This is a genomic window from Paenibacillus sp. 01T422 (assembly GCF_056398785.1).
The window spans coordinates 1-9,949 of sequence record NZ_JBFTQB010000155.1 but is presented as its reverse complement, the minus strand read 5'-3'; the positions used below and the strand labels follow the sequence as shown (position 1 = coordinate 9,949).

Here is a 9,949-nt window from a genome sequence, read left to right as displayed (position 1 = left end):
GCATGGACCCGGAATTTCGTTCCTTTATTGGAGACAATGCCCTGTCCATCGATCTCATCAATATAGCACCGCTGGATGATCTCCATCAACCGATGGGTGTCATTGAGGAAGCCCAGAAGTTGGCTGCGGACGCCTACGGCGCCGACCATACGTTCTTCTCCGTACAAGGAACAAGCGGAGCGATCATGACGATGATCATGACAGTCTGCTCCGAAGGCGATAAAATTATCGTCCCGCGAAATGTACATAAATCCGTTCTTGCCGCGATTATTTTCGTTGGCGCTAAGCCCGTGTTTATCCAACCAGCACGTGACAAAAACTTAGGAATCGACCACGGTATTCCTACTCGTTCTGTCCGTAGAGCGCTTGAGAAGCATCCTGATGCCAAAGCCGTATTGGTCATCAACCCGACTTACTATGGCGTATGCACGGATCTCAAAGAGATTGTTGACCTGGTACACAGCTACAACATGCCTGTCCTTGTTGATGAAGCGCATGGCGTGCTCATTCATTTCCATGACAAATTGCCGATGTCTGCTATGGAAGCAGGCGCCGATATGGCAGCAACTAGCGTTCATAAGCTAGGCGGGTCCATGACGCAAAGTTCCGTCTTGAACGTGAAAGGAAATCGCGTAAATCCGAAGCGGATCCAAACGATTATCTCCATGCTTACGACGACTTCCACGTCTTACATTTTGCTGGCATCGCTAAGTTAAAGAAGTTGTCATTAAAGTCCCTGCTATTCCGCAATTGACGCTGACGCCTCGCGATGCTTTCTATGGCGAGACCGAAATTCTGCCATTCAAAGATTCCGCAGACCGTATCATCGCTGAGTTCATCTATGTATACCCACCAGGGATTCCGATTTTACTTCCAGGTGAAGTCATCACGCAAGAGCTTATTGATTACATCGTCGAGCATGTTGAGGTCGGACTTCCAGTCAAAGGTCCTGAGGACCGCAGTGTTCAAAATGTCAAAGTTATCGTTGAGACGCAAGCGATATTCTAGACTTTTGAGTGCAGGTAGTTATTGTAAAACCGTTTACATGATGCTATGATGTTGGTGATGTTTAGCGAATGAGGTGAACAAGGAATGGCTCAAAGCGCTTATATTAAATTCGTAACAGGCTCCCAAGTACCCGCACTCACTTTGGATGAACTGAAGGACAGGCTTCTGCATTACCGTGAGCAGCTCAGTCTAACAGCCAAGCAGCTTGGCTGGGAATATGACGAGGCCGGATTCCCTTATACCATTGAGACCAAGCCGGAAGGCGAAGGTAAATGGTTCTATCTGAAAGGTATCAATCCTTTATACAAATATATTGTGATTGGTGTCGGCAGCGAGAAGAATCAAGAGGAAGATCGGCATTATGTCCAAGTCGTATTGCCTGACGACGCCACACATGGCGACAAGAGCAAAGGCAATGAGTTTTGCAAATACCTTGGCAAGTTGCTTAAAGCTGAACTTCATCTATTTAACGGCAGAATCATGTACTTCAATCCTCGAAAATGAAATCTTACACGAACGGGGCTGTCCCAGAAGGTTTTACTAAACCTCTAGGACAGCCCCGTTTTATATGATAGTGAAAGGGCTGCCCTTTAGTAGATTAACTACTTAAAGGACAGCCCTTTCTTATGTATAGCTCTTATTCTTCGCCTTCTTGAGCTACGATGTCATTGTAAATGGTCACTACGCGTTCCCATTCTTCTTCATCCTCAATGTTGACTAGGAAAGCGTCATCGCCATCTTCCTCAACACGGAAAATTACGCCGTCCGCTTCAGGATCATTGCGATCAAGCAATACCGCATAAGCTTGCTCTTGAGATTGGAAGGTATACACCATAACCATCTCGTGCTCTTCACCGTTCTCGTCCGTTACGATAAAAACATCTTCCCCATGCTCGTGATCGTGGTCACAGTCCGGGCCGTGTACATGATCGTGCTTCTCATCGCTCACAGGCAGAACCTCATTTCGTCGAATAATTAGTTACGTAATCATCCTAACATTTTCATATTCAGAGGTCAAACCACTTTCTCGCAAGCTTATCCTATTCGGATTGAATCTGTTTCTCGGAAACGACGGAATAATCGGTAGCGCCTGTCGCTTGCATTGCAAATTTAACAACATAAGTACCTGCTTCATCAAAAGCAACACCATACAATGGTACCTTCAGCCAGAAAGACTCCTTGGCGTCAGTGATGGATTTCACGACAGGTGTAACCACACTCTTGCCGCTTGGCGAAATAATAGATACTTTGACAGAATTAATGCTTGTTTTCAAATTATCGACTTGTGCAAACACAATAAAATCCGCTTGCTTACCACGTTCAACAACGCCAAATGGAACGATGGCAGAGTCTTTCCGTACTTCCGTTGTAAAGAACAAGTGCACGTTCGGTTTGTACAAATAGGCTGTCTTGTTGGAATTATCCCATTTCACCAACGCTTGCAACGCATCGCTAACAGCACGTAAAGGTAAAACGGTACTCCCATCAACGATAAGTGGCGGAACATCCGAATCCGCGAACTCCGATGTCGTATCGTTGACGATCAGACGTGCAATGTTGTAACCCTTAAAATCCCCCCATATCGATGAGGCCACCACTGCAGCCGTGCTTAGAACAAAAAACACCAGCATCAACGTAAATATCCGCTGAACAACTTTCATTTTAAATAACCTCCAGCTCTCGTTAGTAAACTTTATGTCTGCATCTTTATACTCCGAAGGTTAAAAAGAGTTGCGATGATTTTATAATTTTGATAAAAATGATAGAACGCGTTGGCTATATGCCTCTGGCTGCATTCGATAAGAACCGACATGCCCCGCTTTTTGTGTGAGCCACAGCTCAAAAACGTCCGGATGCCGACGCCACATCGCTTCACTATTCGACCAGGGAATCGCATCATCATCCTTGCTGTGAATGAACAGAATCGGTCTAGGATAGATATGGTCGACAGCCGCAAGCGCATCTACATGCCTGGGATTGATTCCTATCAACCTTGGCAAAATGCCCAAGATCAAAGGTGTGAACGGAAATCTAGGCAGGTTCGACCACACCGGCAAGTTATCTCGCAAGTACGGGCTTAACTGGCTAAAAGCACTATCAGTAATGACCCCCACAACCGCTGGCTCTTCTGCTGCAGCTAGAAGTGACGTGCTTCCTCCCATCGAGAAACCAAGCAAACAAATTTTACTAGGGACATTCTCCTGCACCCACTTAATTGCGCCCAGTACATCCTGCTTCTCCAGATAGCCGACAGTCGTCAAATTGCCTCCGGAGTTGCCCGAATTGCGAAAATCAAACATAAGCACATGATAGCCGTCATCAACAATGACCTTCGCTAAGGCAAGCGCTGGCAGTCCCTTTTCCAATCGTGTACCCGCATATCCGTGTGACATAATGACCGTCGTTGCTAGCTCTCCAGCTGGTGCGGAAGGAGATTCGAAAAACCATCCATCCAAGGCAACATCCTGTGACTGACTAGGAAATGTAATATCCTGCTTCTGCAAGCCATATGGCTCAGGGAACTCATCGACGATCTTTCGTTTCGGATGTGTTAGCTGCCAGCCTACATAGGTAGAAATGCCCACCAGAATCAAGCCAATCGTCACGATTAGCGCTCCAATTAGATACCAAATCATCCCAATATCATCACCTTAAATGAAATAAAAATATGTACAAATCCTATTTTAAGCTTATATGTCATACATATTATTGTTGAAATCGAGCAACCTCCCATGCTACATTAGAAAAAGATGTTTTTTGTCGAAAAATGGGGGCGGCTGAATGAGTTTGCAAATTCAAATGTTGGGAACCGGCAGTGCTTTTGCCAAAACATTTTATAATACAAGCGCATTAATCCGTTCAAACGAAATGAATATACTCATCGACTGTGGTTCAACAACTCCAAGATCGCTTAACGACATACAGATACAACCCGATCAAATCGATGGCATCGTGATCTCACATATTCATGCCGATCACGTTGGCGGATTAGAAGAAATGGCTTTCCGCTTATTATATGAAAGCAATCAGAAGAAAACAAAGCTTTATCTAACGAAAGCGATCGCAGAGGTCTTGTGGGAGAACACCTTGAAAGGCGGCATGTATAATCCAGAAGAAGGATTTCATTCCCTCGAGGATTATTTTGACGTCATTGTGATTGAGGAACAAGTGCCTGTTGTCATAGGTCCTGATTTAACCATTGAACTTGTGCCCACAATTCATATTACCAGCAAACCTAGCTACTCTCTGTTTATCAACGACCGAATCTTCTATAGTGCGGACATCCGATTCAGCGAAGATTTACTTATTCACGAGGTTATTGATAAAAGAAACTGCCACACCATCTTTCATGATTGTCAATTAAGCGGTCAAGGCTTCATACACGCTACACTCGACGAATTACTCACGTTACCAGAGCATATTCAGCAGCGGATCTATCTCATGCATTATGCTGACAACATGAGCGACTTTATTGGCAAAACCGGCCGTATGCAGTTCGTTGTCCAACACGAAATCATTGATCTTTCAGAATAATTATCATCATGGAACCTTTGGATATCAATTCCCTAAAGGTTCTTTTTTCGCGAAAATCCGTGTTTATTTCCTATTCTTTTTACCTGAAAGCAGGATTTGGGTAAACAGACAGAGAACATGTCTCAATAGTGGTTATTCCGGACATCGTAACTTGCAGGAGATGATACTTTGATAATCAATTGGATTCTTTTTGCTTACGCATTTGTTTTTATGCTATATACGACAGTTCTACACACTTCCATTAACACTCCTATACAAATCCTTCTCGTTTTACTGTACATGATAAGTTTCCGATTTCAATCAAAAAGTGCTGTAATGCCATGGCTTCGCATCGTGCTCATTGGTTTCTTACATTACATAGGTCATTTAAATTTGATTCTCCCTCTATACATACTAACGCTGTTCTACGATATTTATACAGAAGAAAATCGCAAAAAATCGTGGGCGCTATCCGTCTCCTACGCACTCATTTTTTTATCCAATGTTTATCTTATTAAAGGGCTGTATGACTTGCTTTGGATTTATGCGCTTGAATGCTTGCTGCATTTCACAACCGTTGCTTTGCTTACAAAAGCGACATATTCCACGCTCAAACAAGCTGATCGATTGAAGAAAGAACGTTACTTATTATCGCAGCAGGATTCGCTAACTGGCCTATACAATTATGAAGAATCCCATCGCCGGCTTGAGCAGCTCATCCGTCAGAAGCAGGGTTTGGTCTTGATTCTAATTGATTGTACAGATTTGAAAGCGATGAATACAACCCGCGGATTTCAGGCTGGTAACTTTATACTGAAGCAGATGGCAGAGCTCCTCCAAATCTTGTTTAAAGATGCTCTTTTTATCGCAAGATACGGCGGTGATGAATTCGCAGTGGTTATGCCATTAGTTGCTGACCAATCCTCCTCCTCCTCTTTAAAACTAAAGCTGGACTCCGAGCTGCCTAAACTGACAGGCATACAAATTACCTACGGGATTGCTTCCTACCCGCTAGATGGCTTGACGAAAGATGATTTAATCTTATTAGCTGAGARTAATTTATTTACAAAGAAACGCGAATCGTGGTTAAAACGCGAAGAACATATGCTTCGATCCGATAAGCTAAGAGTCATCGGCGAATTAGCCTCTGGGATGGCTCACGAAATACGGAACCCGCTTACAACGGTTAAAGGTTTTTTGCAGATTTCGAAAGCAAACGGTTACAACATTGAAAATTGGTACAGCCTTATTATGGAAGAAATTGATCGTATGAGTGATTTAACCGGTGAATTCCTGCAATTCTCCAAACCGCATAGCATCGATTTCCGGATCTACTCCCTACACGAGTGTGTGCTTAGGGTCATTGCACTGATGGAGTCGGAAGCAACCCGATTCGGCCATCAAATTCATTATAAAGAATCGACAGATTCCGTCCTTGTCATGATGGATCAAGATAAAATGATTCAATTACTGCTCAATATCGTAAAAAATGCCTGCGAAGCTATGGAAGAAAACGGTGTTGTCCACATGCAATTAACATCTGATGCCAAAAGTGTGACCGTCGTTATAGCCGATAATGGTCCTGGGATTCCGAATGAACAGTTAGAGAAGATCTTCCACCCCTTCTTCACGACGAAAGAATCCGGAACAGGACTTGGCCTATCGATCTGTTACAAAATCGCGCAAGATCACCAAGGAACGCTGGAGGTCGAAAGCGAGCTTGGAACTGGCACACGATTCATCATCACATTCCCTCTGGCGCAGTAACATCGACATAGTAAAAAAAGCCGCTGTAATTACAGCGGCTTTTTCATTCTTACGTGCAGAATTCCTGCATCGTAGAATGGTTCTGTCGAAATGACTTGGTATCCCAGTTGATTATAGAAACCCTCAGCTTGACACTGCGCATCAAGAATAGATGAAGTGCAGTTCAATTCGCGGGCTTGCTGCTCCATTGCCAGAATAATTTGCTTACCTAGGGATTGGCCTCTATATTCTTTCAAAACAGCTACACGCTGCAACTTGGCAGTTTGGGGCTGGTATTCATGCCAACGGGCTGTGGCTACAGGTTGTTCGCCGTCTAGAATAAGAAAATGATGGCAGGCTTCAGGCGATTCATCTTTCTCGTCCATCTCCAAATGTTCTGGCACTTGCTGCTCGTCTACAAACACTTTGAAACGAACCTTAAAGCACTCTTGCAGTTGATCTTGACTCGTAACGCGAATGATTTCCATGTGGACTTTCTTCCTTTCAATGAATATTCCTTGATCTTATCTCATTCAAGAAAAGATGTCCACATGCGTCAAAGTCTACCTCTTTTTCTCCAGCATGTAGCTGGAAGCGCCAATTGCTACCCCCAAAATTGCACCGCCTAAAACTTCCCGCGGCAAATGCCCAAGCCTCTCTTTCAAAGCTTTACGTCTGCGGGCATGGTATAAGCCTGGTTGCTGCATAGCTAGTCGCTCAACCTGCTCATCAATTTCATTCACTTCTATCGCAATTTCCCCTGCTGCATGACGGACTCCCATGGCATCATACATGACGACAGCTCCAAAAACAGAGGTAATGGCAAAATCAATTGCGGAAAGCCCTCTTTTCATAGCAATATAAGTAGCTAAAGCCGACACGCCCGCGGAGTGCGAACTAGGCATTCCACCGGTTTGAATGAGTTGCGACCAATCCCACTCCTTCTTTGTCATATAAGTAAGAGGAATTTTGATCGCCTGTGCGGTACCAATTCCTAGCAATGCTGTTATAAGAGCTCTATTCATTCTGTTCACCTCACTTGTAGCATCCAACACAGGTTTAGATTCTATTCGTAAATTTTGATACAATAGGAGTGTTAGCTTACGAAGAAAGTTTTCCTGCGAAAAACTCCAAGCATTTGCTAGCAACGTCAGTTTTCTTATGAAAACTCTAAGGAGTGTGAATGATGAATATTGCTTTTTTCCTTTTACCGAAATCCGAGGTTATCACAACAACATTACAAACAACGCTTCGTCAAACACTTGAGCGTATGGAATATCACCGTTATACCGCGGTGCCAATACTATCTGACGATGGTCATTATGTAGGGACAGTCACCGAAGGCGATTTGTTATGGTTTATGAAAAATTCGGAAGGCATCTCGTTTGAGAATGCCCACCGCCATTTGCTTTCTGAGGTTCCACTGCGCGTGCAAAACAAACCGGTTCATATCCATGCTGACATGGTGGATCTCATTGATTTGGCCAAAGTGCAAAACTTCGTGCCCATCGTTGATGATTCCGACAAGTTCATCGGTATTGTCCGTAGAAGTGAAATCATCGAATACTGCGCAAAGCAAGTCGTGTTCAAATCCCCCTCCGCTGCAGGCGAGAGGTAGTCACAGCACTACGATCAGATGGAAGCAAGGCATACACATAACGATCTACAGGAATAAATAACATATGCAACCTTTGAAACACGAGGAATGCAGCAATGAGGTACTGGACTGGTCCGATCCGCATCGTTTTGAAAAAACACATGTAATCTTCCAATGTCATCCATTTTATCCATAATGGCCTCAATCAATAGAATCTGGAAGTATGGGTCCGTTCCTCCCAGGAACGGACTGCCCGCTTCCCGCGGATAATCTACTTTAAGTCCTCCACCCCATACAATAAAAATCCCCCCCATAGCTTCCCAAATAAACCAGATCTCCTAATGGCATGGATAGGCTTACCCTTCCAGAGACAAACTAAGAGGAAAACTTTGCTTGGAAAGGAAGGATATCCTTGAATCCAATGAGCCAGAACAAGCAATGGCTGCTTGATAAACTGGGCCCTTCCGACGATTTAGAACATCGTTTGATGCAATCAACGCATATTCAAGCCGAAATTTTATTTATTACAAATATTTGTGATAGCAGCTTGATCCGGGACGAGATCATTCAACCTTTTTTCCAGATGAAACAGGAAGACGAGTTTGAAAATTATTTACTCTCTTTTCCAGGCTGCAACCGACCTGCCTCCAATGTTGACGCTCTGAACAAAATTATTGCGGGCCATGTCGCCATTTTGCTCAGAGACCGCATTCTGCTCTTCAATGCCGCACAAATCAAAGCCGCCGCGTTAAGCGATGCTCAAGTGGAAGCAACCATTCAAGGCCCACAAACGGGCTTTAGCGAGCATATTGATACGAATATCAACCTGATCCGCTTCCGCTATCAGAACAACTCCTTACGCGTGGAATGCCTAGAGATCGGACGGTTGTCCAAAAGCTTTTGTGCCTATGCGGAGGGTGCGGCTTCAAGGATATTGACAAACGATTTTTCGTTGTTTCCATTGGGATTGATAAGTCTGAAAAAAAAGATATGAAATACCGGATTTCGCTCAAATTAGCCGTTCCTGGAAGCAGCCTCGATTATAGTTCAGCTCAATACGAATTGATTACCCAGGATGCAGACTCCATCACAGAAGCTGTTCGATTGCTGAAGTCTAAGGTCGATAAAGAATTGGATTTCGGTCATGCAAAAATTATTATTTTTGGCTATTCGTTTCTGAAGGAATATGGCATCAATGAGTTAGATTGGCTCAATCGTCGCAGAGATATCCAGCTCGTGTCGTGGGTTGCTGTAGGACAACCTTCAGCCGAAGCCGTATTGGGAACAAAAATTTCCCACGAGAGGATGCCTGGCAACTCCTTGCTGCTAAGCTTTGGTAAGACAGGGGTTGAATCGGGTTATGTGGTTTCCGAGTACTTATTCAACTTTTACCGCAAAAAAAAGAACTAGGATTAGATCCCATTCTTCCTATTGTGGAATCGGCTAATAACCATTTCATCATTAATACATGTTAAACCCAAGTGAAACTCGACTTTTTAATATTATAAAGGCAAGTATTAATAAAGTAGAAATTGGAGCGCCTTTTCAGGGTGCCAAGTTTTTTGTTTCGGTGGATAATATCAATTCGAATTATCACGTGCGCATTCCCAAGAGTGGACCACCCTATGTGGATATGCACATTAAGATGAGAGGTGTCATTGAAGAATCGACATCAGGTACGCTCGAAATCAGTCAACTCCCCCAATATGAAGCAGCAGTTTGCCAATACGTTGAAGTAAAGATGGAGCGGCTTTTGAAAAAATTCCGAGACAACAACTTAGATCCCCTCGGCTTCGGACTGAAGTATCGATCGCATCACTTTGGAACAGTAGAAGAGGAATGGCATACATGGCAATCTCTTTATCCCGAATTGGAGTTCCGTGTTGGGATCGAAATGAAGCTCGAAGGAGTAGGCGTGATCAAATAATGATCGGCTTTACGTGCCCCTTCCCCCTTACCAGCAGTCCCTTGTTCAGACATCCATTTATGTAATTGATCAGGCTGAATTCCGAGTTGATTCATCAGATGATGAATATCTATTTCTCTCATACACTACACCCCATCTATGGTTTGTCTCCTTATGTT

The 9,949-nt window shown here is 43.8% G+C and carries 12 protein-coding genes and 1 pseudogene; 8 read left to right on the top strand and 5 right to left on the bottom strand.

What is annotated here, in order from left to right; translation table 11 throughout:
* A pseudogene (locus AC1DUA_RS11390) lies at positions 1 to 1,008 on the top strand (aminotransferase class I/II-fold pyridoxal phosphate-dependent enzyme); the annotation flags it as partial.
* Positions 1,009 to 1,092: 84 nt separating this feature from the next.
* Positions 1,093 to 1,512, top strand: a complete 420-nt coding sequence (locus AC1DUA_RS11385) for a DUF1885 family protein (protein WP_477499854.1) — start codon at positions 1,093 to 1,095, stop codon at positions 1,510 to 1,512.
* A 133-nt stretch (positions 1,513 to 1,645) separates the two neighbouring features.
* Here the strand turns inward: AC1DUA_RS11385 and AC1DUA_RS11380 are convergent, their stop codons facing one another.
* The 3 genes from AC1DUA_RS11380 to AC1DUA_RS11370 all read right to left on the bottom strand — a co-directional run bounded on the left by AC1DUA_RS11380 (position 1,646) and on the right by AC1DUA_RS11370 (position 3,644).
* Positions 1,646 to 1,957, bottom strand: a complete 312-nt coding sequence (locus AC1DUA_RS11380) for a DUF1292 domain-containing protein (RefSeq protein WP_477499853.1) — start codon at positions 1,955 to 1,957, stop codon at positions 1,646 to 1,648.
* Between the two features lie 91 nt (positions 1,958 to 2,048).
* Positions 2,049 to 2,669, bottom strand: coding sequence for a stalk domain-containing protein (locus tag AC1DUA_RS11375; protein WP_477499852.1), 621 nt, complete (start codon positions 2,667 to 2,669; stop codon positions 2,049 to 2,051).
* An 81-nt stretch (positions 2,670 to 2,750) separates the two neighbouring features.
* Positions 2,751 to 3,644 carry an alpha/beta hydrolase gene (locus tag AC1DUA_RS11370; protein ID WP_477499851.1) on the bottom strand — a complete coding sequence of 298 codons (894 nt, stop codon included), beginning with the start codon at positions 3,642 to 3,644 and terminating at the stop codon, positions 2,751 to 2,753.
* A gap of 145 nt (positions 3,645 to 3,789) precedes the next feature.
* Between AC1DUA_RS11370 and AC1DUA_RS11365 the strand changes: the two genes are divergently transcribed.
* Together AC1DUA_RS11365 and AC1DUA_RS11360 are read left to right on the top strand one after the other, a co-directional pair.
* Positions 3,790 to 4,542 carry an MBL fold metallo-hydrolase gene (locus AC1DUA_RS11365; RefSeq protein ID WP_477499850.1) on the top strand — a complete coding sequence of 251 codons (753 nt, stop codon included), beginning with the start codon at positions 3,790 to 3,792 and terminating at the stop codon, positions 4,540 to 4,542.
* 315 nt (positions 4,543 to 4,857) lie between these two features.
* Entirely contained in the window at positions 4,858 to 6,288 is a 1,431-nt protein-coding gene (locus AC1DUA_RS11360) for a sensor histidine kinase (RefSeq protein ID WP_477499849.1), read from the top strand.
* A gap of 29 nt (positions 6,289 to 6,317) precedes the next feature.
* Here the strand turns inward: AC1DUA_RS11360 and AC1DUA_RS11355 are convergent, their stop codons facing one another.
* Together AC1DUA_RS11355 and AC1DUA_RS11350 are read right to left on the bottom strand one after the other, a co-directional pair.
* Positions 6,318 to 6,755, bottom strand: coding sequence for a GNAT family N-acetyltransferase (locus AC1DUA_RS11355; RefSeq protein ID WP_477499848.1), 438 nt, complete (start codon positions 6,753 to 6,755; stop codon positions 6,318 to 6,320).
* A gap of 75 nt (positions 6,756 to 6,830) precedes the next feature.
* Positions 6,831 to 7,292, bottom strand: coding sequence for a divergent PAP2 family protein (locus AC1DUA_RS11350; RefSeq protein WP_477499847.1), 462 nt, complete (start codon positions 7,290 to 7,292; stop codon positions 6,831 to 6,833).
* Positions 7,293 to 7,453: 161 nt separating this feature from the next.
* On the opposite strand from AC1DUA_RS11350, the gene AC1DUA_RS11345 reads away from it, so the two are divergent.
* The 4 genes from AC1DUA_RS11345 to AC1DUA_RS11330 all read left to right on the top strand — a co-directional run bounded on the left by AC1DUA_RS11345 (position 7,454) and on the right by AC1DUA_RS11330 (position 9,791).
* Complete coding sequence (locus AC1DUA_RS11345; protein WP_477499846.1) at positions 7,454 to 7,885, top strand: CBS domain-containing protein; 432 nt, start codon at positions 7,454 to 7,456, stop codon at positions 7,883 to 7,885.
* Positions 7,886 to 8,285: 400 nt separating this feature from the next.
* Positions 8,286 to 8,858 (top strand): spore germination protein, encoded by a 573-nt coding sequence (locus tag AC1DUA_RS11340; RefSeq protein WP_477499855.1) that lies wholly within the window; start codon positions 8,286 to 8,288, stop codon positions 8,856 to 8,858.
* The gene (locus tag AC1DUA_RS11335) at positions 8,765 to 9,274 is read left to right on the top strand and encodes a Ger(x)C family spore germination protein (protein ID WP_477499845.1); all 510 of its coding nucleotides are present in this window, start codon (positions 8,765 to 8,767) and stop codon (positions 9,272 to 9,274) included. Before AC1DUA_RS11340 ends, AC1DUA_RS11335 begins: the two co-directional genes overlap by 94 nt.
* Before the next feature lie 58 nt (positions 9,275 to 9,332).
* Positions 9,333 to 9,791 carry a Ger(x)C family spore germination C-terminal domain-containing protein gene (locus AC1DUA_RS11330; RefSeq protein WP_477499844.1) on the top strand — a complete coding sequence of 153 codons (459 nt, stop codon included), beginning with the start codon at positions 9,333 to 9,335 and terminating at the stop codon, positions 9,789 to 9,791.
* Positions 9,792 to 9,949 lie beyond the last annotated feature (158 nt).

Bases quoted from the DNA above. Each gene is read 5' to 3' on its own strand.
- AC1DUA_RS11385 (WP_477499854.1), top strand. From the start codon at position 1,093: ATGGCTCAAAGCGCTTATATTAAATTCGTAACAGGCTCCCAAGTACCC.
- AC1DUA_RS11375 (WP_477499852.1), bottom strand. From the start codon at position 2,669: ATGAAAGTTGTTCAGCGGATATTTACGTTGATGCTGGTGTTTTTTGTT.
- AC1DUA_RS11370 (WP_477499851.1), bottom strand. From the start codon at position 3,644: ATGATTTGGTATCTAATTGGAGCGCTAATCGTGACGATTGGCTTGATT.
- AC1DUA_RS11365 (WP_477499850.1), top strand. From the start codon at position 3,790: ATGAGTTTGCAAATTCAAATGTTGGGAACCGGCAGTGCTTTTGCCAAA.
- AC1DUA_RS11355 (WP_477499848.1), bottom strand. From the start codon at position 6,755: ATGGAAATCATTCGCGTTACGAGTCAAGATCAACTGCAAGAGTGCTTT.
- AC1DUA_RS11350 (WP_477499847.1), bottom strand. From the start codon at position 7,292: ATGAATAGAGCTCTTATAACAGCATTGCTAGGAATTGGTACCGCACAG.
- AC1DUA_RS11345 (WP_477499846.1), top strand. From the start codon at position 7,454: ATGAATATTGCTTTTTTCCTTTTACCGAAATCCGAGGTTATCACAACA.
- AC1DUA_RS11340 (WP_477499855.1), top strand. From the start codon at position 8,286: ATGAGCCAGAACAAGCAATGGCTGCTTGATAAACTGGGCCCTTCCGAC.
- AC1DUA_RS11330 (WP_477499844.1), top strand. From the start codon at position 9,333: ATGTTAAACCCAAGTGAAACTCGACTTTTTAATATTATAAAGGCAAGT.